The sequence below is a fragment of the Streptomyces sp. NPDC001070 genome, from assembly GCF_053598835.1.
On the sequence record NZ_JBSFLB010000003.1, the window covers coordinates 227,150 to 252,922 of the forward strand.

Annotated in this window: 25 protein-coding genes; 13 read left to right on the forward strand and 12 right to left on the reverse strand. The window is 72.6% G+C overall.

What is annotated here, in order from left to right:
• The first annotated feature begins 115 nt into the window (after window positions 1-115).
• Both ACWDAS_RS05395 and ACWDAS_RS05400 read left to right on the forward strand, forming a co-directional pair.
• Window positions 116-718 carry a calcium-binding protein gene (locus ACWDAS_RS05395; protein WP_450387489.1) on the forward strand — a complete coding sequence of 201 codons (603 nt, stop codon included), beginning with the start codon at window positions 116-118 and terminating at the stop codon, window positions 716-718.
• Window positions 719-1,078: 360 nt separating this feature from the next.
• Window positions 1,079-1,834, forward strand: a complete 756-nt coding sequence (locus tag ACWDAS_RS05400; protein WP_450387490.1) for a calcium-binding protein — start codon at window positions 1,079-1,081, stop codon at window positions 1,832-1,834.
• Between the two features lie 29 nt (window positions 1,835-1,863).
• Here ACWDAS_RS05400 and ACWDAS_RS05405 read toward each other — a convergent pair whose 3' ends face one another.
• Window positions 1,864-4,287, reverse strand: coding sequence for an HAD-IC family P-type ATPase (locus ACWDAS_RS05405; RefSeq protein WP_450387491.1), 2,424 nt, complete (start codon window positions 4,285-4,287; stop codon window positions 1,864-1,866).
• Between the two features lie 156 nt (window positions 4,288-4,443).
• A complete protein-coding gene (locus ACWDAS_RS05410; protein WP_450387492.1) occupies window positions 4,444-4,728 on the reverse strand; it encodes a DUF2530 domain-containing protein in 285 nt (94 codons plus the stop codon).
• Between the two features lie 142 nt (window positions 4,729-4,870).
• On the opposite strand from ACWDAS_RS05410, the gene ACWDAS_RS05415 reads away from it, so the two are divergent.
• Window positions 4,871-6,331: an NCS2 family permease gene (locus ACWDAS_RS05415; RefSeq protein ID WP_450387493.1), complete on the forward strand. Its 1,461-nt coding sequence runs from the start codon at window positions 4,871-4,873 to the stop codon at window positions 6,329-6,331.
• On the opposite strand, the gene ACWDAS_RS05420 is transcribed toward ACWDAS_RS05415, so the two are convergent.
• Complete coding sequence (locus ACWDAS_RS05420) at window positions 6,301-6,510, reverse strand: ribbon-helix-helix protein, CopG family (RefSeq protein WP_361790548.1); 210 nt, start codon at window positions 6,508-6,510, stop codon at window positions 6,301-6,303. The genes ACWDAS_RS05415 and ACWDAS_RS05420 overlap by 31 nt on opposite strands.
• A gap of 207 nt (window positions 6,511-6,717) precedes the next feature.
• On the opposite strand from ACWDAS_RS05420, the gene ACWDAS_RS05425 reads away from it, so the two are divergent.
• Together ACWDAS_RS05425 and ACWDAS_RS05430 are read left to right on the forward strand one after the other, a co-directional pair.
• Window positions 6,718-7,110 (forward strand): MarR family transcriptional regulator, encoded by a 393-nt coding sequence (locus ACWDAS_RS05425; protein WP_450387626.1) that lies wholly within the window; start codon window positions 6,718-6,720, stop codon window positions 7,108-7,110.
• Between the two features lie 18 nt (window positions 7,111-7,128).
• Window positions 7,129-8,595, forward strand: a complete 1,467-nt coding sequence (locus tag ACWDAS_RS05430; protein WP_450387494.1) for an MFS transporter — start codon at window positions 7,129-7,131, stop codon at window positions 8,593-8,595.
• A gap of 26 nt (window positions 8,596-8,621) precedes the next feature.
• Here ACWDAS_RS05430 and ACWDAS_RS05435 read toward each other — a convergent pair whose 3' ends face one another.
• From ACWDAS_RS05435 to ACWDAS_RS05445, 3 genes are all read right to left on the reverse strand, one after another.
• Window positions 8,622-9,041, reverse strand: coding sequence for a hypothetical protein (locus tag ACWDAS_RS05435; protein ID WP_450387495.1), 420 nt, complete (start codon window positions 9,039-9,041; stop codon window positions 8,622-8,624).
• A 114-nt stretch (window positions 9,042-9,155) separates the two neighbouring features.
• Window positions 9,156-9,299 carry a hypothetical protein gene (locus tag ACWDAS_RS05440; protein ID WP_450387496.1) on the reverse strand — a complete coding sequence of 48 codons (144 nt, stop codon included), beginning with the start codon at window positions 9,297-9,299 and terminating at the stop codon, window positions 9,156-9,158.
• 7 nt (window positions 9,300-9,306) lie between these two features.
• On the reverse strand, window positions 9,307-12,066 hold the full coding sequence (locus tag ACWDAS_RS05445) for an FAD-binding and (Fe-S)-binding domain-containing protein (protein ID WP_450387497.1): 2,760 nt from the start codon (window positions 12,064-12,066) through the stop codon (window positions 9,307-9,309).
• 86 nt (window positions 12,067-12,152) lie between these two features.
• On the opposite strand from ACWDAS_RS05445, the gene serC reads away from it, so the two are divergent.
• Complete coding sequence (gene serC, locus ACWDAS_RS05450) at window positions 12,153-13,271, forward strand: phosphoserine transaminase (RefSeq protein ID WP_450387498.1); 1,119 nt, start codon at window positions 12,153-12,155, stop codon at window positions 13,269-13,271.
• A gap of 72 nt (window positions 13,272-13,343) precedes the next feature.
• Here the strand turns inward: serC and ACWDAS_RS05455 are convergent, their stop codons facing one another.
• Together ACWDAS_RS05455 and ACWDAS_RS05460 are read right to left on the reverse strand one after the other, a co-directional pair.
• Entirely contained in the window at window positions 13,344-14,375 is a 1,032-nt protein-coding gene (locus ACWDAS_RS05455) for a hypothetical protein (protein WP_450387499.1), read from the reverse strand.
• 25 nt (window positions 14,376-14,400) lie between these two features.
• Window positions 14,401-15,006: a mycothiol-dependent nitroreductase Rv2466c family protein gene (locus ACWDAS_RS05460; RefSeq protein WP_450387500.1), complete on the reverse strand. Its 606-nt coding sequence runs from the start codon at window positions 15,004-15,006 to the stop codon at window positions 14,401-14,403.
• A gap of 246 nt (window positions 15,007-15,252) precedes the next feature.
• Between ACWDAS_RS05460 and ACWDAS_RS05465 the strand changes: the two genes are divergently transcribed.
• The 3 genes from ACWDAS_RS05465 (at window position 15,253) to ACWDAS_RS05475 (ending at window position 17,466) form a co-directional block, all read left to right on the forward strand.
• Window positions 15,253-15,945, forward strand: coding sequence for a GDSL-type esterase/lipase family protein (locus ACWDAS_RS05465; RefSeq protein ID WP_450387627.1), 693 nt, complete (start codon window positions 15,253-15,255; stop codon window positions 15,943-15,945).
• A 34-nt stretch (window positions 15,946-15,979) separates the two neighbouring features.
• Window positions 15,980-16,975, forward strand: coding sequence for an aldo/keto reductase (locus tag ACWDAS_RS05470; protein ID WP_450387501.1), 996 nt, complete (start codon window positions 15,980-15,982; stop codon window positions 16,973-16,975).
• 71 nt (window positions 16,976-17,046) lie between these two features.
• Window positions 17,047-17,466, forward strand: a complete 420-nt coding sequence (locus ACWDAS_RS05475) for a CBS domain-containing protein (protein ID WP_450387502.1) — start codon at window positions 17,047-17,049, stop codon at window positions 17,464-17,466.
• A gap of 133 nt (window positions 17,467-17,599) precedes the next feature.
• On the opposite strand, the gene thpR is transcribed toward ACWDAS_RS05475, so the two are convergent.
• Window positions 17,600-18,169 carry an RNA 2',3'-cyclic phosphodiesterase gene (gene thpR / locus ACWDAS_RS05480; protein WP_450387503.1) on the reverse strand — a complete coding sequence of 190 codons (570 nt, stop codon included), beginning with the start codon at window positions 18,167-18,169 and terminating at the stop codon, window positions 17,600-17,602.
• Between the two features lie 142 nt (window positions 18,170-18,311).
• Entirely contained in the window at window positions 18,312-19,412 is a 1,101-nt protein-coding gene (locus tag ACWDAS_RS05485) for a citrate synthase 2 (protein WP_450387504.1), read from the reverse strand.
• A gap of 262 nt (window positions 19,413-19,674) precedes the next feature.
• On the opposite strand from ACWDAS_RS05485, the gene pdxH reads away from it, so the two are divergent.
• Window positions 19,675-20,298 carry a pyridoxamine 5'-phosphate oxidase gene (pdxH, locus tag ACWDAS_RS05490; protein ID WP_450387628.1) on the forward strand — a complete coding sequence of 208 codons (624 nt, stop codon included), beginning with the start codon at window positions 19,675-19,677 and terminating at the stop codon, window positions 20,296-20,298.
• A gap of 395 nt (window positions 20,299-20,693) precedes the next feature.
• Window positions 20,694-22,010, forward strand: a complete 1,317-nt coding sequence (locus tag ACWDAS_RS05495) for a PAS domain-containing protein (protein WP_450387505.1) — start codon at window positions 20,694-20,696, stop codon at window positions 22,008-22,010.
• A gap of 56 nt (window positions 22,011-22,066) precedes the next feature.
• On the opposite strand, the gene ACWDAS_RS05500 is transcribed toward ACWDAS_RS05495, so the two are convergent.
• The gene (locus ACWDAS_RS05500; protein ID WP_450387506.1) at window positions 22,067-22,816 is read right to left on the reverse strand and encodes an SIS domain-containing protein; all 750 of its coding nucleotides are present in this window, start codon (window positions 22,814-22,816) and stop codon (window positions 22,067-22,069) included.
• 111 nt (window positions 22,817-22,927) lie between these two features.
• Here ACWDAS_RS05500 and ACWDAS_RS05505 point away from each other — a divergent pair, with 111 nt between their 5' ends.
• Window positions 22,928-23,620 carry a metal-dependent transcriptional regulator gene (locus ACWDAS_RS05505; RefSeq protein ID WP_450387507.1) on the forward strand — a complete coding sequence of 231 codons (693 nt, stop codon included), beginning with the start codon at window positions 22,928-22,930 and terminating at the stop codon, window positions 23,618-23,620.
• A 308-nt stretch (window positions 23,621-23,928) separates the two neighbouring features.
• Window positions 23,929-24,804 (forward strand): alpha/beta fold hydrolase, encoded by an 876-nt coding sequence (locus ACWDAS_RS05510; RefSeq protein ID WP_450387508.1) that lies wholly within the window; start codon window positions 23,929-23,931, stop codon window positions 24,802-24,804.
• 48 nt (window positions 24,805-24,852) lie between these two features.
• On the opposite strand, the gene purU is transcribed toward ACWDAS_RS05510, so the two are convergent.
• Complete coding sequence (purU, locus tag ACWDAS_RS05515; RefSeq protein ID WP_450387509.1) at window positions 24,853-25,737, reverse strand: formyltetrahydrofolate deformylase; 885 nt, start codon at window positions 25,735-25,737, stop codon at window positions 24,853-24,855.
• Between the last annotated feature and the right edge of the window lie 36 nt (window positions 25,738-25,773).

Below are 25,773 nucleotides of genomic sequence, written 5' to 3' on the forward strand. Positions count from 1 at the left end.
GGTTCCCGCAGCGGGGGCCCGGCGCTTTGTGCTTTCCCCGGAGCCACCGGTCCGAGGCCGTCGCCGGCGCCGGCCGCCGGCCGCCGGCCGCCGGCGACCGATGGTTGACTGATCCTTGAACCGCCATTGCTACACCATCAGCGGCACCGACAGCAGCGGCCTCGCCTACGGCGGCGCCTTCCCGTGGCGCGGCACCCTCGACGCGCCGACCGGCGCGGCGGGCTTCGGCGAGACGGAGACCTGCACCGCCACCGCGTGCACCTTCGGCGCCACGGTCAGCCCCAAGCTCGACGAGCTCCCCAGCTCCCAGGCCGGTACCTGGAACGTCCTCGCCGAGCTGGACGGCAAGGACGCGGACAGCGTGCGGGAACTCGACAAGGCGACCACCATCAAGGTGCTGCGCGCCTCGCACCTGACCGTGAACGCCTCGCCCGAGCCCGTGAAGAAGGGCAAGACGATCACCGTCACCGGCACCCTGACCCGGGCCAACTGGGACACGCTCAAGTACGGCGGCTACGGCAGCCAGTACGTGAAGCTGCAGTTCCGCAAGAAGGGCTCGACCACCTACACCACGGTCAAGACCATCAAGTCCAGCAGCACCGGCGCCCTGAAGACCACGGTCACCGCCTCGACGGACGGCTACTGGCGCTTCGCCTTCGGGACCAACGCGACCACCGGCGGCGCCGCGGCCTCGGCCGACTACGTCGACGTGCAGTAAGCACCGGGCGCATCGCACGACGGCGGCCGGGTCCCGGGGACGGGACCGGGCCGCCGTCCGTGCGGGCGGCTGCGAGCCGCCACCATCCAAAGATCACTCCGGGGGGGCACGTCCACCACCGGCACGGCGGTCGCCACGGGCGACTACGTCGACGTCGGCTGAACGCGTCCACACGCCGCCACGGGCGGGCTCCGGGAACGGGCCCGACCGCTGTACATGCGATGTTCAACCAGATGTTCTGAGTCTGTAACAGGGGATCAAGCCCCTAGGCGGCATACCTGGCCGTCCATAAGATCATCGCATTGTCAAAGCTCCCGTCCGGGGGGGAATCCGGCGGGCTTTCACTGTGGGGACACCATCATGCGCATTCGCTCCTTCGTGGGCGCCGTTTGCGGCGCCCTGGCACTTTCCGCCTTCGCCGTCCCGGCCCACGCGGCGGAAAACCCCATCACCTACTCCGGCGTGGTGGTGAACGGCGGTAAGCCGATCGCCGTCGGCACCTCCGCCAAGAAGACGTTCACCGTGACCTACACGGTGACCCACACCTACCCGCTGTACCGCTCCGCGGCGCAGCTGTACAAGGGCATTTGGGACGCGCCGTCGGCGCAGAGCCGCCCGGGGGACGCCACCTGCACGGACGTCGACGCGACGACGGCGCGCTGCACCGCGACCCTCGCCATCGACCCGAAGACGCTCATCGACAACCACGCGGCCGGCACCTGGCACGCCGAGCTCTGGGCGTCGGACGGCGACATGAACGCCGTCGCCAAGGGGGGGCTCGCCCCGACCCAGGTGCGGCGCAACTCCGTCCTGACCGTCAACGCCGGCCCGGAGCCGGTCGCCAAGGGCGGCACGCTCACCGTCACCGGCAAGCTGACCCGGGCCAACTGGGAGACCGACAAGTACGCGGGCTACTCGGGCCAGTCGGTGGCACTGCAGTTCCGTTCCGCGAGCAGCTCGACCTACACCACGGTCAAGACGGTCACGTCCAGCAGCACCGGCGCGCTGAAGACCACGGTGAGGGCCTCGGCCGACGGCTCCTGGCGCTTCGTCTACGCGGGCAACTCCGTCACCGGCAAGTCGACGTCCGCGGGAGACTACGTGGACGTGCGGTAGCCGACGGCATCCCCAGGCGCCGGACCCCGTCAGCGGGGGTCCGGCGCTTTGCCGTGCCGCTCCGGGGCCCCGTCGTCCGTGGCCGACATCCGGCGCCACACCAGCTCCAGCACGGCCGAGGCCGCCACCGCCACGGCGACGGCCGTCCAGGGGCCCTGAGTGCCGACCAGGCGCAGGGCGAAGAACTCCTGCAGCCACGGGGTGACGAGGACGACGAGGAAGCCCGCGCCCATGGCGAGGACCAGGGTGATCCGCCACCAGGTGTAGGGGCGCGCGACGAGCGCCAGCACCCATATCGCGACCAGGAAGAGGGTCAGCGTGGCGGCGCTGGTCTCCGCCTCAAGCGCCCCGGCTCCCTGGTAGTGGTGGCGGGCGAGCATGTACGTCACGAAGGTGGCGGCCCCCGCGATCACCCCCGCGGGCAGCGAGTAGCGCATGACCCGGCGGACGAAGTGCGGCCTGGCACGCTCCTTGTTGGGCGCCAGCGCGAGGAAGAAGGCGGGGACGCCGATGGTCAGGGTGGACAGCAGCGTCAGGTGCCGGGGCAGGAACGGGTACGGCGCGTGCCAGATGATCACCAGCAGGGCGAGCAGCACCGAGTAGACGGTCTTGGTGAGGAAGAGCGTCGCGACGCGCGTGATGTTGCCGATCACCCGGCGGCCCTCGGCCACGACCGACGGCAGCGTCGAGAAGCTGTTGTTGAGCAGGACGATCTGCGCGACCGCCCGGGTGGCCTCGGAGCCGGAGCCCATGGAGACGCCGATGTCGGCGTCCTTGAGGGCGAGCACGTCGTTGACGCCGTCCCCGGTCATCGCCACGTTGTGGCCGCGTGACTGGAGCGCGCCCACCATCTCCCGCTTCTGCCGCGGTGTGACCCGGCCGAAGACCGCGCCCCGGTCGAGGGCCGCCGCCATCTGCGCGCGCTCGGCCGGCAGCCGGCGGGCGTCCACCGTGCGCTCGGCACCCGGCAGCCCCAGCTTGCCGGCGACGGCGCCGACGGAGACCGCGTTGTCGCCGGAGATGACCTTGGCGCGGACGTCCTGCTCGGCGAAGTAGCGCAGGGTGTCGGCGGCGTCGGGACGCAGCCGCTGCTCCAGGACGACCAGCGCGGCCGGGGTGGCCGAGGCGCCGACCGCCGGGTCGCCCAGGTTCTTGCCCGCCCGGGCGAGCAGCAGCACGCGCAGGCCCTGGGCGTTGAGCCCGTCGATCTCGCCGAGCGTCCGGTCGCCGGAGGGGAGGAGCACGTCGGGGGCGCCCAGCAGCCAGGTGGAGCTCTCGCCGCCCGGCTCGTCCAGGGCCGCGCCGCTGTACTTGCGGGCGGAGGAGAAGGGCAGCGCCTGCGTACAGTGCCAGCCGCCGTCCGGGGCGGGGAAGGCCGCGGTGACGGCGGCGAGGGTGGGGTTGGGCCGCGGGTCGGCGGCGCTGACCGCGCCGAGCACCTGCCGGATGTACGGCTCCGCCACGCCGTCCAGCATCCGCAGCTCGGCGACGTCCATCCCGCCCTCGGTGAGGGTGCCGGTCTTGTCCAGGCACACCACGTCGACCCGGGCCAGCCCCTCGATCGCGGGCAGCTCCTGGACCAGGCACTGCTTGCGGCCCAGCCGGATCACGCCGATCGCGAAGGCCACCGAGGTGAGCAGGACCAGCCCCTCGGGCACCATCGGCACGATGCCGCCCACCATGCGGCGGACCGCCTCGCGCCAGTCGTTGCTCTCCAGGACGAGCTGGCTGACGATCAGGCCGATCGCGGCCGGGACCATCATCCATGTGACGTACTTGAGAATCCGGCTGATGCCGCTGCGCAGTTCGGAGTGGACGAGGGTGAAGCGGCTGGCCTCCTCGGCGAGTTGCGCGGCGTAGGCCTCCCGGCCGACCTTGGTGGCGGTGAAGGCCCCGCCGCCCGCGACGACGAAGCTGCCCGACATGACGGCGTCGCCGGGGTGCTTGACGACCGGATCCGCCTCGCCGGTGAGCAGGGACTCGTCGACCTCCAGGCTGTCGGCCTCGGCCACCTCGCCGTCGACCACCACCTTGTCGCCCGGCCCGAGTTCGATGAGGTCGCCGAGGACGATCCCGGAGGTGGAGACGCGCGTGGCGACCCCGTCGCGGCGGACGGTGGGTCTGGCCTCCCCGATGACGGCGAGGCCGTCCAGGGTCCTCTTGGCGCGCCACTCCTGGAAGATGCCGATGCCGGTGTTGGCGATGATGACGAAGCCGAAGAGACCGTCCTGGATCGGGCCGACGACCAGGATGATCAGGAAGAGCACCCCGATGATCGCGTTGAAGCGGGTGAAGACGTTCGCGCGAACGATTTCGGCCAGCGAGCGCGAGGAGCGCACCGGTACGTCGTTGACCTCACCCCGCGCGACCCGCTCCGCGACCTCGGCCGCGGTCAGCCCGCCGAGCGTCGCCGGCACCGCCCCGGCCGCACCCCGATGCGTCCGTTCCGTCATGGATTCGACGTTACGTGGGCCGCGGCGCGCACCGCGCGGCGAGGGTCCCGCTCTCGGGGACATCTCCGGGGCGCCGTACGACCGGGGGCGTAGGCGGCCGCGGCCCGGGGCGTTCCGCGCCGGGGCCCCGCCGCCGGAGCCCGTCCGGCGTCGGGCTCAGTCCTGCCCGGCGCCCTCCGCGGCGCGGGCCCGCTCGATCGCGGCCCGCCGGGCGCGCACGTACCACAGGCCGATGAGGCCGAGGCCGGCGCCGGCCAGGCAGGTCCAGATCCACCAGGCGTGGCCGTGGTCGGCGTACCAGCCGTAGAAGGGGAGCTGGACGAGGAAGAGCACGAACCAGATGACCGTCCCGACGGTGACGGTCGCGACGTCGTTCGCCTCCAGAGGCGCCGGCGCCTCGCGCAACTCCGTCGTCCCCTTGCTGTGGCTGTGGCTGCTCATACCGCACAGCGTACCCAGGTGCCCAAGGGGGTCTACGCGCGGAGATAGCGTTTCGGCCGCTCATATGTTCATACTGAAACAGTCCGAGACTGACCGGTTTCAGTCGTAGGAAACTCCAAAAGACCCCCACGCAAGGACCCGCATGTCCCCGTCGACCACCGCCAAGGTCGTGTCCAGCTCCCCGACCCCGCCGTTGCCGGCCGCCCACGGCGCGCTCGACCGGTTCTTCCGGATCACCGAGCGGGGGTCCTCGGTTCCCCGGGAGATCCGCGGTGGTCTGGCCACCTTCTTCGCGATGGCGTACATCATCGTCCTCAACCCGATCATCCTCAGCTCGGGCGTGGACAAGTACGGCCACCACCTCGACGGCGGCCAGCTGGTCACCGCCACCGTCGTGACCGCCGCGTTCACCACGCTGCTCATGGGCGTCATCGGCAACGTGCCGATCGCGCTGGCCGCGGGCCTCGGGGTGAACAGCATCGTCGCGCTCCAGCTCGCGCCCAAGATGAGCTGGCCGGACGCGATGGGCATGGTGGTCCTCGCCGGTCTCGCGATCATGGTGCTGGTCGCCACGGGTCTGCGGGAGCGGGTGATGAGCGCGGTGCCGCTCGGCCTGCGCAAGGCGATCGCCATCGGCATCGGCCTGTTCATCGTGCTGATCGGCCTGGTCGACTCGGGCTTCGTGACCCGCATCCCCGACGCCGCGCACACCACCGTCCCGCTGCAGCTGGGTGTCAACGGTCATCTGACCGGCTGGCCGGTGCTGATCTTCATCCTCGGTGTGCTGCTCACTCTTGCGCTGATCATCCGCAAGGTGCCCGGCGCCATCCTGATCAGCATCGTCGCGATGACGCTGCTCGCGCTGGTCGTCGACGCGGTGGCGAACGTCAAGGACACCGCCTGGGGCCTGACCGTCCCGCAGTGGCCGGGCAACCCGGTCGCGAGCCCCGACTTCGGGCTGATCGGCAAGGTGAGCCTGTTCGGCGGCTTCCAGGAGGTCGGTGTGCTCACCGGCGTCCTCTTCGTCTTCACCGTGCTGCTGAGCTGCTTCTTCGACGCGATGGGCACCATCCTCGGCGTCGCCGACGAGGCGCACCTGCTGGACGAGAAGGGCGACCTGCCCGGGATGAGCCGGGTCCTGATGGTCGACGGCATCGCGACCGCGGCGGGCGGTTTCACCTCCTGCTCGGCCAACACCTGCTACGCGGAGTCCACCGCCGGCGCCGGCGAGGGCGCGCGCACCGGTCTCGCCTCGATCGCCACCGGCCTGCTCTTCGTCGTCGCGCTGTTCTTCGCGCCGCTGGCCACGATGGTTCCGGCCCAGGCGGCGACCCCCGCACTGGTCACGGTGGGCTTCCTGATCATGGCGGGCAGCATCCGGGAGGTCGACTGGAGCGACTACACGATCGCCATCCCGGCGTTCCTGACGATGCTGCTCATGCCGTTCACCTACTCGATCACCAACGGCATCGGCATCGGCTTCATCACCTTCTGCGTGCTGCGCCTGGTGGCGGGGCGCGGCCGTGAGGTGCCGCCCGCGCTGTACGTGGTGTCGGCGGTCTTCGCCTTCTACTACCTGATGCCGGCGCTGGGCCTGACGTAGCCGCCGGTGTAGAACTGCTCGGTCTCGTCGACGGAGGCCTTGAGTCTCTCGTCGAAGTCATCGCGAATGAGCGTCCGGACGATGTAGTCCTGGACGCTCATTCCGCGTTTGGCGGCGTGAGCCTGGAGACGGTCCAGCAGGTCCCCGTCTATGCGCATGCTGAGCACTCTCGAAGCCATGGCCCAAGGGTCCGGCGGGCCTGTCGGGGCATGCGTCGTTTTCGGGGCGGAACTCACCCGGATGGGTGACTTCCTTGACGAATGCGTTTGGATGCGGCGCCGCCGCGGGCACGTTTTGCTTAGCATAAGTAATGAGCTAACCTAATAAACGTGACCGAACTGTCCGAGGACGACCGCGCCGCGGTGAACACGCTGCGCGGTGCCGTGATGCGGCTCTCCCGCCGACTGCGCCACCACCGGGTCGACGAGTCCCTGAGCCCGACGGAGATGTCCGTGCTGGGCACTCTCGCGCGCTGCGGATCCGCCACCCCGGGGGAGCTGGCCCGCAAGGAGCACGTCCAGCCGCCGTCGATGACGCGGATCGTCGCCATGCTCGAGTCCAAGGGGCTCGTGCACCGCGATCCGCACCCGGACGACCGCCGCCAGGTCGTCGTCCGGCAGACCGAGCAGGCGGAGGCGATGCTCGAGGAGAGCCGGGCCCGGCGCAACGCGTTCCTGGCCGAGCTCATGGCCGGCCTCGCGGAGGAGGAACGCGCGGTGCTCCGGGAGGCCGCGCCCGTTCTGGAGAAGCTCGCTCACGCCGACGCAAGGACCCGATGATGAGGAGGCGAGACCCGATTGAGTTCGGCAGCCGCATCAGACGCCGCACCCGAACCGAACACCCCTGACCAGGCCGGACCGGCCGGCACCGCGGACCCGGCCGATCTGCCCACCCCGGCGGGCGCCGACGCCGCCGCGGGTGCCGCCGGACCGGTCGAGGCGTCCCGCCCGGACCCTGCCGGGCGCCCGGTCGCGGCCGCCGGCCGCGCGGGGATGTTCAGCTCGCTGCACAACCGCAACTACCGGCTGTTCGCCGGCGGGGCGATCATCTCCAACACCGGCACCTGGATGTCCCGCATCGCGCAGGACTGGCTGGTGCTGAGCCTCACCGGATCCTCCTTCGCCGTCGGCATCACCACCGCGCTGCAGTTCCTCCCCATGCTGCTCTTCGGGCTCTACGGCGGCGTCATCGCCGACCGCTACCCCAAGCGCCGCATCCTCCTGGCCACCCAGATCGCCATGGGCCTGCTGGGCCTCGCGCTCGCCGTGCTGACCCTCAGCGGAGCAGTCCAGGTCTGGCACGTGTACGCCATCGCCTTCGGCCTCGGCATGGTCACCGTCGTCGACAACCCCGCCCGGCAGGCGTTCGTCGTCGAGATGGTCGGCCCCGCCGACGTCCGCAACGCGGTCTCGCTGAACTCCGCCAACTTCCAGAGCGCCCGCCTCATAGGCCCCGCCGTCGCGGGCGCGCTGATCACCGCGGTCGGCAGCGGCTGGGCCTTCCTCTTCAACGGCCTGTCCTTCCTGGCGCCGCTCGCCGGGCTGCTGTTCATGCGCCGCTCCGAGCTGTACGCGGTGCCCACCGCGCCGCGCGGCAAGGGCCAGCTGCGCGAGGGCCTGCGCTACGTCGCCGGGCGGCCCGAGCTGATCTGGCCCATCGTCCTGGTCGGCTTCATCGGCACCTTCGCGTACAACTTCCCGATCTGGCTCACCGCCTTCACCGACCACGTCTTCCACGGCGACGCCGGCATGTACGGGCTGTTCAACTCGGTGCTCGCGGTCGGCTCCGTCGTCGGCGCGCTGCTGGCGGCCCGGCGCGGCAGCACCCGGCTGCGGCTGCTGGTCGGCGCCGCGCTCGGGTTCGGCCTGCTGGAGGCCGTGGCGGCGCTGGCGCCCACGTACTGGGTCTTCCTGGTGCTGATGCTGCCCATCGGCGTCTTCGGTCTGACGTTCAACACCACGGCCAACGCCAGCGTCCAGCTCGCGACCGACCCCGCCATGCGGGGCCGCGTCATGAGCCTGTTCATGATGGTCTTCGTGGGCGGCACACCGCTGGGCGGCCCGCTCGTCGGCTGGATCACCGACGTCTTCGGGGCCCGCACCGGCTTCCTCGCCGGCGGCCTGGTCGCCGCCGCGTCGGCCGTCTGCGTGGGGCTCGTCCTGGCACGACTGGGCGGGTTGCGGCTCAAGATCGACCTGCACCGCGGCAAGGACCACAAGCTGATCGAGTTCGTGCCGCGGGAGTCGGAGTCGGTGGCCGCGTGAGCGCGGCCCACGGCCCGGACGGGTGATCAGGCGGTCGCGGTGGTCCGGCGCTGGTTGCGGAACTGCCGCATCAGCTCGGCCCACACCAGCAGCCCGGTCACCGGGGCGGTGGCGGCGAAGAGCATGTGCACGTAGTCCTCGCCCAGGCTCGACGAGGCCCACAGGCTCCACGCCAGTGCGGCCGCCACGCCCACGGCGGTGCACGAGGGCAGCTCGCGGCGGTCGTCGACGATCGCCGCGGCCGTGCCCAGCCCGCCGCCGATCACCAGCCCCATGACCAGGACCGCCCGGGTCCAGTCCGGTGCCCCGATGACGTCCTGCAGTACGGGCTTGGCGTGCAGCTGGCGGTAGGTGATCAGCAGGCTGGCGACGTGGACGGTCACCAGCGTTCCCAGGCTGAGCGCTCTCACCAGCTGACCGAGCGCACCCCGCTGTCCACCGGGCATGATGTCCCCCCACCGCCGGAACTGGGCCGAAATGGCCGGTAATGGCTCTACAGAATGCCGGAAACCGGATGAACGGCACAGGCGATCGCGGAAACCGGGCCGGGCCCGGCGGCCTCAGGACGCGGCCTCCGTCTCCGCGTCGCAGCGCTCGCGGGCCTCGAAGACCTCCTCGATGTGCTCCTGCGCCCAGTCCTTCACGGCGGAGAGCAGCTGGGCCAGGCTCTCGCCCGGCGGGGTCAGCGCGCAGTCGACCCGCACGGCCCCGTCAGAGTCCGTCGGCCAGCAGCTCCGCCAGATGCCGGGCGCGGACGCCCGCGAGCTGGGCGAGCTGCGTGCGGCAGGAGAAGCCGTCGGCGAGGACCTCCGCGCCCGGCCGGGCGGCGCGGACGGCGGGCAGCAGGCGGTCCTCGGCGCAGGCGACGGAGACCTCGTAATGGCCGCGCTCGAAGCCGAAGTTGCCGGCCAGGCCGCAGCAGCCGGAGGCGAGGGTGCCGGTGAGGCCCGCGCGGGCACGCAGCCGGCGCTCGGCGGCGTCGCCGAGGACGGCGTGCTGGTGGCAGTGGGTCTGGCCGGTGACGGACCGGTCGAGGCGGGGCGGGGCCCACTCCGGGGCGTGCTCCTCCAGCACCTGGGCGAACGTGCGGACGGAGCCTGCCAGGGCCGCCGCCTCGTCGGTGCCGAGGAGTTCGGGCAGGTCGGTGCGGAGCGCCGCCGCGCAACCGGGCTCCAGGACGACGACCGGGATCCCGGCGGCCAGCACCGGCGCCATACGCCGCACCGTACGGCGCATCACCCGGCGGGCCCGGTCGAGCCGGCCGGTGGAGACCCAGGTCAGGCCGCAGCACACCCGGCCCGGTGGCAGCACGGCCCGCAGTCCTGCCGCCTCCAGTACACGCACGGCGGCGCGGCCGACCTCGGGGGAGAGGCGGTCGGTGAAGGTGTCCGGCCACAGGACCACGGCCGGGCCCGTCCCCGGCGCGTGCTCCTGCCGCCCCCACCAGCGTGTGAAGGACTCCTCGGCCAGATACGGCAGTTCCCGTTCGGGCGCGATGCCCGCCAGCCGCTTGCCCAGGGCCGCCAGCGGCCGCACCCGCGCCAGCGCGTTCACCGTCCCGGCCACCGGCGCCGCCGCGCGCAGCCACACCGGCAGCCCGCCCATGACGTAGTGGGAGGCGGGCCGCGGCCGCCGCCGGTAGTGGTGGTGGAGGAACTCCGCCTTGTACGTCGCCATGTCGACGCCGACCGGGCAGTCCGAGCGGCAGCCCTTGCACGACAGGCACAGGTCGAGGGCGTCCAGGACCTCCGGTGAGCGCCAGCCGCCGGTGACGATCTCGCCCGCGAGCATCTCGTGCAGCAGCCGGGCCCGACCGCGGGTGGAGTGCCGCTCCTCACGCGTCGCCCGGTACGAGGGGCACATGACGCCCGGACCCCCGCCCGTGTCACGGCACTTGGCGACGCCGACGCAGCGGCGCACCGCCGCCGAGAAGTCCCCGCCGTCCTGGGGGTAGCCGAAGGCGACGTCGACGGGGCGGCGCGGCAGGACGGCGAAGCGCAGATTGGCGTCGAGGGGGTCGGGCCGGACGAGCATGCCGGGATTGAGGCCGCCCGCCGGGTCCAGGGCGTCCTTGAAGCGGGCGAAGAGGGCGACCAGCTCCGTCCCGTACATCCTGGGCAGCAGTTCGGCACGGGCCTGGCCGTCGCCGTGCTCCCCGGACAGGGAACCGCCGTGGGCGACGACGAGCTCCGCGACGTCCTCGGAGAAGCGCCGGAAGCGGGCCACGCCCGCCGCCCCCAGCAGGTCGAAGTCGATGCGCACATGGATGCAGCCGTCGCCGAAGTGCCCGTACGGCACGCCGCGCAGTCCGTGCTCGCGCAGCAGCGCGCGGAACTCGCGCAGATAGCCGCCGAGCCGGGCCGGGGGCACCGCGCAGTCCTCCCAGCCCGGCCAGGCCTCCGCGCCCCCGGGCATCCGGGTGGCGGTGCCGGCCGCGTCCTCGCGGATCCGCCACAGCGCGCGCTGCGCGACGGGGTCGGTCACGACGGCCGAGGCGTGCGCGTCGGCGAGCCGCCGCAGCGCCTCCGCCTCGCCGGTGCCCGGCATCTCGACGAAGAGCCAGGCCCCGCCCGGGGGCAGCAACGCGGCGGCGTCACCTCCCACCAGGTCGGCGGCCATCCCCTCCACCGTCAGCGGCCTGTACGGGAGCAGGCCGGCCGCGGCGTCGGCGGCGGCGCCCTCGTCCGCGTACCCGAGGACCACCAGGACGCGGACCGGGGGCGCGGGCACCAGCCGGACCTCGGCCTCCGTGATCACCGCGAGCGTGCCCTCGCTGCCGGTCAGGGCGCGGGCCAGGTCCCGGCCGCGTTCGGGGAGCAGGGCGTCGAGGGCGTAGCCGGAGATGCGGCGGGGGAGCTGCTGCGGATAGCCCGTGCGCAGCAGCGCGAGGTGGCCGTCGACCAGTTCGCGCAGGTCGGCGCGGAGCGGTTCGGCGGTGCGCAGCGCCTGGCCGCCGTAGGTGAGGGCCTCCAGGGCACGGACGTTGTCGGCGGTGGTGCCCCAGGCCACGGAGTGGGCGCCGCACGCGTTGTTGCCGATCATGCCGCCGAGGGTGCAGCGGCTGTGCGTCGACGGATCGGGGCCGAAGGTCAGCCCGTGCGCGGCGGCGGCCCGCCGCAGGTCGTCCAGGACGACGCCGGGCTGGACGCGGGCGGTCAACGCCTCGGGGCTGAGTGACACGATCCGGTGCATGTGCCGGGTGAAGTCGAGCACGACCCCCGTCCCGGTCGCCTGCCCGGCGATCGACGTGCCCCCGCCGCGCGGCACCACCGGCACTCCGTGCGCGCGGCACACGGCGAGCGCCGCGGCCACGTCCTCCGCGTCGTGCGGCGCGACCACGGCCAGGGGGACGCGCCGGTAGTTGGACGCGTCCATCGTGGTCAGCGCCCTGCTCTGCGGGTCGAAGGAGGCCTCGCCCCGTACGGCCCGCTCCAGGTCGCGGCGGAGTTCCCGCCGCCGATCGTCCGCCATGCCCCTCAGCCTGCCCCGCCGCGCCGCATGTCTCACCGGATGGACCGGAGCCCGTAACCGGGTCGTCACGCACTACGCTGCGAGACGTGGCCGAGATCCAGATTCCCGCTGACATCAAGCCCGCCGACGGACGATTCGGTTCGGGCCCCTCCAAGGTGCGGCCCGAGGCGCTCAGCGCCCTGGCCGCGACCGGCACCTCGCTGATGGGCACCTCTCACCGGCAGGCACCGGTGAAGGACCTGGTCGGCCGGGTCCGTGACGGCATCCGCGAGCTGTTCTCGCTGCCCGAGGGCTACGAGGTGGTGCTCGGCAACGGCGGCTCCACCGCCTTCTGGGACATCGCCACCCACGGCCTGATCGAGCGCAAGTCGCAGCACCTCAGCTTCGGCGAGTTCTCCTCCAAGTTCGCCAAGGCGGCCAAGCTGGCGCCGTGGCTGGACGAGCCGACCGTGATCTCCACCGACCCGGGCTCCCACCCCGAGGCGGCCGCCGAGGCGGGTGTGGACGTATACGCCTTCACCCACAACGAGACCTCCACCGGTGTCGCGATGCCGTTGCGGCGCGTCGCCGGCGCCGACGAGGGCGCCCTGGTCCTGGTCGACGCCACCTCCGGCGCCGGCGGCCTGCCGGTGGACGTCGCCGAGACCGACGTCTACTACTTCGCCCCGCAGAAGTCCTTCGCCGCCGACGGCGGCCTGTGGATCGCCGCGTTCTCCCCTGCCGCGCTGGAGCGCGCCGAGCGGATCGCCGCGTCCGGCCGCCACATCCCGGCCTTCTTCGACCTGCCGACCGCGATCGACAACTCGAAGAAGAACCAGACCTACAACACCCCGGCACTCGCGACCCTCTTCCTGCTGAACGACCAGCTGGAGTGGATCAACGGGCAGGGCGGCCTCGACTGGGCGGTCTCGCGCACCGCCGACTCCTCCTCGCGCCTGTACACGTGGGCCGAGAAGTCCGAGCACGCCACGCCGTTCGTCACCGACCCGGCCAAGCGCTCGCAGGTCGTCGGCACCGTCGACTTCGCCGAGGGGATCGACGCCGCGGCGATCGCCAAGGTGCTGCGCGCCAACGGCATCGTCGACACCGATCCGTACCGCAAGCTGGGCCGCAACCAGCTGCGCGTCGCGATGTTCCCGGCCGTCGAGCCGGCGGACGTCGAGGCGCTGACCGCGTGCGTCGACTACGTCGTCGAGCGGCTCTGACCCCGAGCGCGACCACAAGCCGGTGGGCGGGGCGACGGCCCCGCTCACCGGCTTTCCGCTTCCCGGCCCGCGTCAGGCCGAGCGGCCGCCCCGGCGCAGCAGCCGGCGGACTCCCACCAGTACGGCGGCGACGGCGGCAACGGTGAGAGCGCCCAGGGCGAACTGGCGGGTCGAGCCCGGGCCCTGCGCGCCGGAACCGGCGTCCGCCGACGCGCCGCCCGCGGAGCCGGGGGAGCCGGGGGCGGAGGTACCGGCGCGACGGGCGGCGTCGGGGAGGTCCTCGCCGGTCAGCGGGACGCGCCAGACCTCGCTGTCCTCGCCTTCGCTGCCGTACATCAGGGTCCGGCCGTCCGGGGTGAAGGCCACGGACTCGCCCTGCCGCTGCAGGGGCACGTGCATCTGGTCGATCCGGTGCGGCGTGCCGTCGGCCCAGCGGTACATCAGGGCCCCGAAGTAGCCGCGCAGCACCAGCCGCGTCCCGTCCGGCGAGAAGGCGCCGTCGGTGATCCACAGCGGGATGTCGGCGACCCGGCGGAAGACGTTGGTGCCGCTCGCGGAGAGCCTCGCCGGGCCCTGGTACAGGCCGCCGCCGTCCTCGTTCTTGCTCGCGATGTACACCCGGCCGGTCTTCGGGTCGACCATCATCGCCTCGGCGTTGCGCGGGCCGCCGTCGTACACGACGGTGAACTGCGTCGCGGTGACCGTCTGGTCCGCCAGCCGCTTCGGCTCCGGGAGGCGGTAGATCCACACGTGCGGCCAGGAGCCGCCGAGGTTGTCGCCGATGTCGCCGACGTAGAGGGCGCCGTCCGGGCCCATCGAGATCGCCTCGACGTCGCGCGGGCTGCCCACGCCGCGCAGGGTGACGGTGGCGACCGTCTTCCCGGTCGTGGAGTCGACGGCGTAGATGTACGGGCCGTCGTCGCTGTCGTTGTGCGTCCAGTAGACGCCCTTGTGGAGGCGGCTGGCGACCAGGCCGCTCGACTCGGTGATCCGCGGGTCCGTCATGGTGAAGGCCACGGAATCCCCGTCGTCGGCGGTCGCGGTGCCGACGAGGGGACCCATCACGAGAACGGATGCCGCGGCCGCGGCGAGCAGTGGGCGCATGCGCCAAGCCTGCCAGGTGGGCGGCTCAGCCGAAGTCGAGGGCGCCCGTACGGCTGCGCTTGAGCTCGAAGAAGGTGGGGTGGCCGGCGAGCGCCCGGACGCCGTCGAACAGGCGCGCCGCCTCCTCGCCGCGCGGGATCGAGGTGAGGACGGGGCCGAAGAACGCCGCCCCGTCGATGTGCAGGGTGGGCGTGCCGACCTCCTCCCCGACCGGGTCCATGCCCTGGTGGTGGCTCTTGCGCAGCTCCTCGTCGTACGCGTCGCTCCGCGCGGCCTCCGCCAGCTCCGGCGGCAGTCCCGCCTCCGCCAGCGCCTCGCGCAGCACCTCGTCGCAGGCCGGGCGGTCCTGCACATGGAGCCTGGTGCCGAGCGCCGTGTAGAGGTCGCGCAGCACGTGGTCCCCGTGGTGCCGGGCGGCGGCCACGCACACCCGCACCGGGCCCCAGCCCGTGCTCAGCAGCCGCTCGTAGCGTTCGGGCAGGCCCTCGCGGCCCTCGTTGAGGACGGACAGGCTCATCACCCGGAAACGCAGGGCCAGCCGGCGTTCCCGCTCGACCTCGAGGATCCAGCGGGAGGTGATCCAGGCGAAGGGGCAGATGGGGTCGAAATAGAAGTCCACCGAGTGCGTCATGGCGGTCACCCTAGGAACGGAACGGCCCGCTCGGCAGGGCCATTCAACGGCCCCTCCCATGGGCCATTCAGTCCGCCCGGCCGGTCGCGCCGCTCCCGCGGCAGTGACGGCAGGCTCTGACACCGCCGGACCCCGGGCCGGGCCCCTGCCGGCGGGTCCGCGGGCCCTATGATCCCGTCCATGTCCAGCGCACTCCCCGGCCCCGGCGACGGGCCCCGCCGCACGCCCGGACGCCGTACGGCGTGGATGTTCGTCGGCGACTCGATGACCATCGGCAGCGCGGGCGAGCACACCTGGCGCTACCGCATGTGGCAGCACCTGCGCTCGCTGGGGACCGAGGGCGAGGACTTCGCGATCGTCGGCCCGCGGACCGCGCTGCACGACCCCGAGGCGGACGCGGCGGTCTCGCAGCGCTACGCGGACCCCGCGTTCCCCGGCTCCGCCCGCCGGCACCTGGCCGGATGGGGCGAGGGGTGGCTGCACATGGCGCCGCTGATCGAGGACGCGGTACGGGAACACCGCCCGGACATCCTGCTGGTGTCGCTCGGGCTGATCGACCTCGGCTTCTACACCAACCCCGAGCAGACCGAGGCCAACGTACGGCTGTTCGTGGAGCGGGCGCGGGCGGCCAACCCCCGTGTCGCCGCCGTGCTGCTGCCCGTCATACCCAACTCGCGCTGCGACGAGGACCCCGGATTCGGGGCGCAGTGCGAGGAGTTCAACGTCCGCCTGGCCAAGACGGTCGCCGACCTCGGCACCCCGGCCTCGCCCCTGCTGCTGGCCTCCCGCCCGGCTGGCTACGACATCGCCCGGGACACCTACGACGGCACCCACCCCAACTCCTCCGGCGAGCACCTGCTGGCCGCCGCGTTCGCCGACGCGGCGCACCAGGCGTGGGGCCTGGGGGCCCCGTACCGGCACCCCTCGAACTCCGCTTGATTCGAGCGCACTCGAAGAGCTTGGCTTGTCCCTCATGGAGTACACACAGCTCGGACGCACCGGACTCAAGGTCAGCCGGCTCGTGCTGGGAACGATGAACTTCGGCCCGCAGACCGACGAGGCCGACAGCCACGCCATCATGGACGCCGCGCTCGACGCGGGCGTCAACTTCTTCGACACCGCCAACGTCTACGGCTGGGGCGAGAACAAGGGCCGCACCGAGGAGATCATCGGCAGCTGGTTCGCCAAGGGCGGCGGCCGCCGTGAGAAGACGGTCCTGGCGACCAAGGTGTACGGCAACATGGGCGCCGACGGCGCCCCTTGGCCGAACGAGGACAAGCTCTCCGCGCTCAACATCCGCCGTGCCGCCGACGCGAGCCTCAAGCGCCTCGGCACGGACCACATCGACCTCTACCAGTTCCACCACATCGACCGCTCGACGCCGTGGGAGGAGATCTGGCAGGCGATCGACGTCCTGGTGCAGCAGGGCAAGGTGCTCTACGCCGGGTCGTCCAACTTCCCCGGCTGGGGCATCGCGCAGGCCAACGAGGCCGCCGCCCGTCGCCGCTCGCTCGGCCTGGTCAGCGAGCAGTGCCTGTACAACCTGGCCGAGCGGCGGGCCGAGATGGAGGTCATCCCGGCCGCGCAGGAGTACGGCCTGGGCGTCATCCCGTGGTCGCCGCTTCACGGCGGCCTGCTGGGCGGCGCGCTGCGCAAGGAGCGCGAGGGCGGCGGTTCCCGCTCCACCTCCGGCCGCAGCGCCGACTCGCTGAGGGACAGCGCCCTGCGCGAGCAGGTCCAGCGGTACGAGGACGCGGTCGACAAGGCCGGCCTGCAGCCCGGTGACGTCGCCCTGGCCTGGCTGCTGGGCCGCCCCGGGATCACCGGCCCGATCGTCGGCCCGCGCACCCGCGAGCAGCTGGACTCCGCGCTGCGCGCGGTCGAACTGGAGCTGCCCGCGGACCTCCTCGCCGAGCTGGACGAGATCTTCCCCGGTCCGGGTCCGGCACCGGAGGCCTTCGCCTGGTAGGCGTCACCTGACGCGGTCACCTCGTCGTGCGTCCGGTCGCAGATTCACCCGGTCGGGCGCACGATGAGGGTATGACCACAGCCAAAGAGATCATGCACCCCGGCGCCCGTGCGATACCGGCGACCGAGACTCTCGACCGGGCCGCGCAGCTCATGCGCGAACTCAACGTCGGTGCGCTGCCGGTGCACGACGTGCACGACCGGATGTGCGGCATCATCACCGACCGGGACATCGTCACCAAGTGCATCGCCGCGGGCCGTGACCCCTCCAAGGTGACCTGCGGCGACCTGTGCGAGGGCACCCCTCGCTGGATCGACGCGAACGCCGACGTGTCCGACGTCCTGACCGAGATGGAGTCGCACCGCATCAAGCGGCTCCCGGTCATCGAGGACAAGAAGCTGATCGGCATCATCACCGAGGCCGATCTGGCCCGCCACCTCACCGACGAACAGGTTGCGGAGTTCGTCGAGAGGGTCTACGCCGGCGCCTAGGGTGACGCGCCCCCTCAGGTCTAGCCGCGTACAAGCGCGGCGACGATCACCACGACCACCAGCAGGGCGAGGGCGGCGGTCATTACTCGGGTACGGGTCTTCGGGTCCACACATCGAGGTTAACGGGGCGGGCTCAGTGCCCCAGCGGGCAGGTCCGCATCGTCTCGTAGCGGGGCTGAGCGCCCGGCACCCCCGGTACCGGCGGATGGCTCCGGACCAGGGAGAAGGCCGCCGCCGTCCACGGTGTCCCGGCGAAGCGCGCGAGCGCGTCCGTGAAGGGCCGCAGGGCCACCCTGCCCCGCCCGGCGCGCTGCCGGGCGAGCGTGAGGTGGGCGTGGAAGCGGCCGTGCTCGTCGTCGTAGTGGATGCCCGCCCGCCGGGCCGCGGACTGGGCGGCCGCGGCTGTACGTCCCAGGTCGTCCCCGTTGATCCCGGCCCACAGCGTGCGGTCGCCGAAGCGGCCCCCGCCGGTCAGGGCGATCCGGGACGGCGGGTGGCGCCGTGCGGCCCGTTCCAGGCGCTCGATCAGCCCGGGCACCAGGCTCTCGTCCACCTCGCCCAGGAACGCCAGCGTCACGTGCCATCCGGCGCGTTCCGTCCAGCGCAGCCCGTCCGCGCCTGGCAGGGCGTGCAGGACGTCCACGGCGCCCCCCAGCTCGGCGAGGGCCTCCCTCGGGGGCACGACGGCCACGAACAGCCTCATGCCCCCAGGGTGCACCGGCGGCGCGGCCGGCGCCCGTCCTCCGGATCCCCGCTGTGCCGCGCCGCCCGGTGGGGACGACGCTTCTCCGTCCCCGGGGATCCCGATGACAGGCTCCGGCGGCTCGCGCGCGGCGCTCGGCGGCTCAGTGCGCGATGTCCGCGTAGCCCTCGATGTCGCGCGGGTCGCGGGAACCCGGGCCGATGTAGCGGGCCGACGGGCGCACCAGACGGCCGGTGCGCTTCTGCTCCAGGATGTGCGCGGACCAGCCGGCCGTCCTGGCGCAGGTGAACATCGAGGTGAACATGTGGGCCGGGACCTCGGCGAAGTCCAGGATGATCGCGGCCCAGAACTCCACGTTCGTCGCCAGGACGCGGTCCGGGCGGCGCGCGTGCAGTTCCTCCAGGGCCGCCTTCTCCAGGGCCTCCGCGATCTCGAAGCGAGGGGCGCCCAGTTCCTTGGCCGTACGGCGCAGCACCCGCGCCCGCGGGTCCTCGGCACGGTAGACGCGGTGGCCGAAGCCCATCAGGCGCTCGCCCTTGTCGAGGGCCTGCTTGACGTACGCCTCCGCGTCGCCGGTCCGCTCGATCTCCTCGATCATGCCCAGCACGCGCGAGGGCGCGCCGCCGTGCAGCGGGCCCGACATGGCGCCCACCGCGCCGGACAGCGCGGCGGCGACGTCGGCGCCGGTGGAGGCGATGACCCGGGCGGTGAAGGTGGAGGCGTTCATGCCGTGCTCGGCGGCGGAGGTCCAGTAGGCGTCGACGGCCGCGACGTGCTTGGGGTCAGGCTCGCCGCGCCAGCGGATCATGAACCGCTCGACCACCGACTGCGCCTTGTCGATCTCCCGCTGCGGCACCATGGGCAGCCCCTGGCCGCGCGCCGACTGCGCCACGTACGACAGCGCCATCACGGCCGCGCGCGCGAGGTCCTCCCGGGCCTGCTCGGCGTCGATGTCCAGCAGCGGTTGCAGGCCCCACACCGGGGCGAGCATCGCCAGCGCCGACTGGACGTCGACGCGGATGTCGCCGGAGTGCACGGGGATGGGGAAGGGCTCCGCGGGCGGCAGGCCGGGATTGAAGGCACCGTCGACCAGCAGGCCCCATACGTTCCCGAAGGAGACGTGGCCCACCAGGTCCTCGATGTCCACGCCGCGGTAGCGGAGGGCGCCGCCTTCCTTGTCGGGTTCGGCGATCTCCGTTTCGAAGGCGACGACTCCCTCGAGTCCGGGTACGAAGTCGGACATCAGGCGGCTCCTCTTGATGCGGTCGACGATCGGGTGGCGCTTGTGGCACGCGGTGTGGGGCATGGGGGTGTGGCACTGGGTGCCCGCACGATATCCCCCGATGTCGAGAGGGCACAGATTCCCGGCCTGTAAGTCTGTCCCCTTCCGCAGGTGACGTGAAGCGTGAGGTCCGGCACATGGTTCAGCGCCCGGTCGGGCACATGGTGCCGCCGCCGTGCTGCAAGATGTGCGGGTGCAGCACCACCATCACGACCCCGCCGTCATGCGCAAGCAGTACCGCGCCCACGGGCTGACCGAGGCCGAGCTGGCCGGCGACCCGTACACGCAGTTCGCGCACTGGTTCGCCGACGCCGTCAACGCCCGCGTCGACGAGCCCAACGCCATGGTCGTCTCCACCGCGGGCGCCGACGGACTGCCCAGCTCGCGCACGGTCCTGCTGAAGAGCTACGACCACCGCGGCTTCGTCTTCTTCACCAACTACCGCTCCAGGAAGGGCCGCGAGCTCACCGAGCGGCCGTACGCCTCCCTCCTCTTCCCCTGGCACCCCGTCGCGCGCCAGGTGATCGTGGCGGGCGCCGTCGAGCGCGTCTCGCGCGAGGAGACCGAGGCGTACTTCCGCACCCGGCCGCACGGCTCGCGGATCGGGGCCTGGGCCAGCGAGCAGTCCTCGGTGGTGGGTTCACGGCAGGAGCTGGAGCACCGCTACGAGGAACTGGCAGCCCGCTACCCCGAGGACACGGAGGTGCCGGTGCCGCCGCACTGGGGCGGCTTCCGGGTGGTCGCGCGCAGCGTGGAGTTCTGGCAGGGGCGGGAGAACCGGTTGCACGACCGGCTGGTGTACACCGCTGAGGACGGCGGCTGGACGGTGCGGCGCCTGGCGCCGTAGGGGGCGCCGGCGGGTGCGGGAGTGCCGGTGCGGGAGTGCCGTGCCGCCGGGTCCGGAAACGCAGGCGACCCGCGGGCTGCTCCCCGGACGGCGTACCGTCCGGGCATCGGCCGGACGAATCCGACGAGCCCGCGGGTCGGGTGACTGCGATGGATTTGGCCCGCTACGCACATCGCGCGCAGGCGAGGAGCGCGGCGTCAGCCGGCAGCCACCTCACGCGTCCGATGGGAACTCATTCTTCGGACCACCTCCCTTCATGTGTGCTCGCCACCTTAGGCACGGGTTCGGCGGGTGACAACCCATTTATTCGCCCCGCGACCCAGGGGCGCCCCCTGGACACCGAATTTCCGCGAACACCCTGTGTCCTGGGTCACACGGGGGTTGAATATTTCGACGTGCAGTCATTCGATGCGACGCCGCAGCTGCTCGCCGCGCTCCTCGACGGCATGGAGGCCGGACTCTGCGCCTTCGACCGCGACGGAGTGATCACGCACTGGAACTCCGAGGCCACCCGCATCCTGGGCTGGACGGCCGAGGAGGCCGTCGGCCGGCGCGGCTTCGCCGGCTGGGCCGCGCGCACCGCCGACGCCGAGGAGGTGCGCCAACGGCTCCTCGGCGCCATGGACGCCAACGGCCGTCAGGTCCACGAGTTCGCGCTGCTGACCAAGGACGGACGGCGGGTGCTGGTGCGGACCCAGGCCGCCGCGGTGCACGGCGCCGACGGGCGTCCCGCAGGGGTCTACTGCGCGTTCTCCGAGGTGCACGCCCAGATCGACCTGGAGCGCTCGATAGCCCTCAGCGAGGCGCTCTTCGACGACGCCTCGTGCGGTGTCGTCCTGGTCGACGCCGATCTGCGGCCCGTCGTCGTCAACGCGTACGCCGCCCGTGTGCTGCACACCAGCCGCGACGCGCTGCTCGGACGGCCGCTCGGGGACGTCCTCGACCAGGGCGTGGAGGAGCTGGAGAGCGCCCTGCAGCACGTGCTCGCCGAGGGGGCGCCGCCCGCGCCCAGCGAGCTGTGGGTGAGCCTGCGCGAGGACGACGGCAAGCGGTGCTGCTGGCGCAGCGGCTTCGTGCGGCTCGGCTCGCCGCTGGGGGAGGAGCCGGTGCCGCTCGGCGTCGGCTGGCTCTTCCACGACATCACCGACGCCAAGCTCGCCGAGCAGGAGGCGGCACGCCTGCGTTTCCGCAGCAACCAGCTGCACCGCGCCGCGCTGGCCGTCGCCGAGTGCGAGGACCCGATGGAGGCGGCCACCTGCTACGTGGACTTCGCGCTCGCCGGGTTCGCCGAGCACGCGCTGCTGGACGTGCTGGCGCCGGACGGGGTCCGGCTGGTCCGGGCCGCCGCCACGCCCGCCGGGGGCGCGGGGCCCTGCCTCCCGGTGGCCGGCGGCATTCCGGTGCGGTACGGGGAGGGGCATCCGGCGCTGCAGGCGGTCGCCCGCAACGGCGCCATCCGCGCCGGCTTCGGCGCCGCGGCCGCCGAGCCCGCCTCGCGTGCCCAGATCGACAGCTGGGCCGCCGCCCGGCGGTGGCCCGACGGCACCGTCCACGGTCTGTGCACCGTGCTCCGCAGCCGCGGCCGCACTCTCGGCGTCCTCAGCTTCCTGCGCGGCGCGGGCCGCCGCCCCTTCGACCGTGCGGACGCCGCCTTCGCCGAGGACGTCGCCCTGCGGGTGGCGGCCGCCCTGGACCTGCCGCCGCGGGCGTGACGGCGCGCGGCGGCGGGTGAGGGGCACGGTGGCCCGCGGGCGGGGCCGGCGGGCGGTCAGTGGCGGTAGAAGATCCGGTCCCCGTACTCGTCGAAGACCTTCGCGTTCCAGTCGTGGCCCCCGTCCACGTTGCCCGAGCGGAGCATGGGCGGGGTGACGCCGCGCTCGGCCAGGGCCGCGGCGGCGGTGGCCACGACGGCCTGCATCAGCGCGCTGGTCACCACGGTGGAGGCCGGCCCGAACGGCGCCGGTATCCCCGGCACGGCGAGCTCCGCGTCCCCCAGCGCGATCTTGCTGTCGATCACGACGTCGCAGTGGTCCTTCAGGAAGGTGCCGCTCGCGTGCCGCGACCGTGTCTCCTTGGCGTACGCCACGGACGTGACCCCGACGACCTTCAGCCCGAGCGCCCGGGCCTCCTGCGCCATCTCCACGGGGAGCGGGTTGCGGCCGGAGAGGGAGACGATCACCAGGAGGTCGCCGGCCCGCGCGGGCGAGCTGCGCAGCACGACCCCGGCCAGGCCGCCGACCTGTTCGAGCGCGCTGCCGAGCGTGGCGGGGACGACGTCCACGCCGACCGCGCCGGGCACGGCCAGCAGGTTGACCAGGGCGAGGCCGCCCGCGCGGTAGACGACGTCCTGGGCGGCGAGGGAGGAGTGCCCGGCGCCGAAGACGAACACCCGCCCCCCGGCCGCCACGGTGTCCGCGAGCGCGGCCGCGGCCGCCTCGATCCCAGCGGACTCCTCGTCCCTCACGCGCCTCAGCAGTGCGATGGCGGCATCGAAATATGTGGCGGCCAGATCGGTCATGCCGAGAACCGTGGTGCCGTGGCGTCCACCTGTCAACCACACGGCCCCGCTTGTCGGTCCTATGCGTCAGAATTGAGCCCAGGGCCACGCACGAGCCATCGAGGGGCACGCATGTCCGGACTGATCGACACGACGGAGATGTATCTCCGCACCATCCTTGAGCTGGAGGAGGAGGGTGTGGTCCCCATGCGCGCCCGAATCGCCGAACGGCTCGACCAGAGCGGCCCGACGGTCAGTCAGACCGTCGCGCGCATGGAGCGGGACGGGCTGGTGCACGTCGCGGGCGACCGGCATCTGGAGCTGACCTCCGAGGGCCGGCGGATCGCGACGCGCGTGATGCGCAAGCACCGGCTGGCCGAGTGCCTGCTGGTCGACGTCATCGGCCTGGAGTGGGAGCACGTGCACGCCGAGGCGTGCCGCTGGGAGCACGTGATGAGCGAGGCGGTCGAGCGCCGCGTGCTCGAGCTGCTGCGGCACCCGACGGAGTCGCCGTACGGGAACCCCATCCCGGGTCTGGAGGAGCTGGGCGAGAAGGACGGCGCGGACCCGTTCCTGGACGAGGGCATGGTCAGCCTGACCGAACTGGAGACCGGCCTGGCCGGCGCGAGCGTGGTCGTGCGGCGGATCGGTGAGCCGATCCAGACCGACGCCCAGCTGATGTACACGCTGCGGCGGGCCGGTGTACAGCCGGGCGCGGTGGTGTCGGTGACCCCGTCGGCGGGCGGGGTGATGGTCGGCAGCGGCGGCGAGGCCGCGGAGCTGAGCACGGAGACCGCCTCGCACGTGTTCGTCGCCAAGCGGTAGGCGCCGGCGGTGCCGGGGCCGTCGTCCGAGGGACTCCGGCGCCTCCCCATGCGCCGGAGTCCCTTCCTCCCCGTCCCCTCCCCTGGGCCCCCGTGGAGCCCACCCGGATCCCCGAGCTGTCCGGGTGGCTCCCCGCTGCCCGTCTTCCCCGCCGGGCCGCGTCCCGCTGGAGTCCTCCCCTCGGCGCGCGCCGGCAATCCTTGAGCGTTGTCACTCGAAAGAGCGGTGTTGCGCGTGTGAAGACCCGCATCGAACAGGATTTCGATAGCGTGGGGGTCTAGAACGTCACGTACCAGGGGGTGCGGCACATGGCCAGGCGCGTCGAAGTCACCGGAGCGGGCGGCCTCCCGCTCACGGCGTGGGAGTACGCCGACGAGTCCGCCCCCGAGCCCGGGCCCGAAGCCGCCCTGCGGCCCGCCGTCCTGCTGTTGCACGGCCTGATGGGGCGGGCCTCCCAGTGGGCCGGGACGGCCCGTCGGCTGTCCGCCCGCCATCGCGTCGTCGCCCTGGACCAGCGCGGTCACGGACGCAGCACCAAGCCCGAGGGCCCTTATACGCGTGAGGCCTATGTGGCCGACGCCGCGGCCGCGATCGAACAGCTGGGCCTCGCCCCGGCCACCGTCGTGGGCCACTCGATGGGTGCCCTGACCGCCTGGCAACTGGCTGTACGGCGGCCGGCGCTGGTGGGTGCCGTGGTCCTGTGCGACATGCGTGCGGTGGCACTGGGGGAGGCGGGCCAGCGCCGCTGGGAGGACTGGCTGCGGGCCTGGCCGCTGCCGTTCGCGAGCCTCGACGCCGTGCGCCGCTGGTTCGGTGAGGACGATCCCTGGCTGGAGGGCTCCCGCCCGGCCCGGGGGGAGTTCTTCGCCGAGGTGATGGAGGAGCGCGCCGACGGCTGGCGCCCGGTGTTCGAGCCGCGCCACATGCTGCGCTCCCGGGAGCCGTGGATCCACGACGCCCACTGGGACGAGCTGGCGCGGGTGCAGTGCCCCGCCCTCGTCGTGCGCGGCTGGGACGGGGAGCTGGGCCGCGCCGAGGCGCAGGAGATGGTGCGCGTGCTGCCCCGGGGCTCGTACGCGGAGATCCCGGACGCCGGGCATCTCGTCCCCTGGGACCAGCCCGAGGCCTGGTACGCGGCGCTCGAGGCCTTCCTGGCGGACGTCGCCGACGTGCCGGTCTGCTAGGAGCGGATCAGCCTGTCGGGCCCGGTCCGGCCCGGCGGATGTCAGGCGTCAGGCGAAGACGACCGTGCGGCGGCCGTTGAGCAGGACGCGGTGCTCGCTGTGCCACTTCACGGCCCGCGCCAGGGCCTGGCACTCCACGTCCCGGCCGATGGCGACCAGCTGCTCCGGGGTGACCTCGTGGCCCACCCGCTCGACCTCCTGCTCGATGATCGGGCCCTCGTCGAGGTCGGCGGTGACGTAGTGCGCCGTCGCGCCGATCAGCTTCACCCCGCGGGCATGGGCCTGGTGGTAGGGCCGGGCGCCCTTGAAGCTGGGGAGGAAGGAGTGGTGGATGTTGATGATCTTCCCGGCCAGCTCCTTGCAGAGGTGGTCCGACAGGACCTGCATGTAGCGGGCGAGGACGACCAGCTGGACGTTCTCCCGCTCCACCAGGGCGAGGAGTTCCGCCTCGGCCTCGGCCTTGTTCTCCTTCGTCACCGGGATGTGGCGGAAGGGGATGTTGTAGGAGCCGACCAGCTCCGCGAAGTCGGTGTGGTTGGAGACGACGGCGGCGATCTCCACCGGCAGCGCACCGATGCTGGTGCGGAAGAGCAGGTCGTTCAGGCAGTGCCCGAACTTGCTGACCATGAGGATGATGCGCATCCTCTCGGCGGAGGGCGTGATCTGCCAGTCCATGCCGTAGGCGTCGGCGACTGCCGCGAAGCTGGCCCGCAGCTTGTCGGCGGTGACCGGGTGGTCGGCGGCGAAGTGCACCCGCATGAAGAACAGGCCCGTGTCGTGGTCGCCGAACTGCTGGCTGTCCTCGATGTTGCAGCCGGTCATGAACAGATAGCTCGACACGGCGTGCACGATGCCCGCCTTGTCCGGGCAGGACAGGGTGAGGATGTACTGCCCGGGCTGCGGCTGAGGCTGCGACTCGTCGACGGCGTTCACGGGCCTAGCCTGGCACAAAGACCGCCCGCCGTTCCA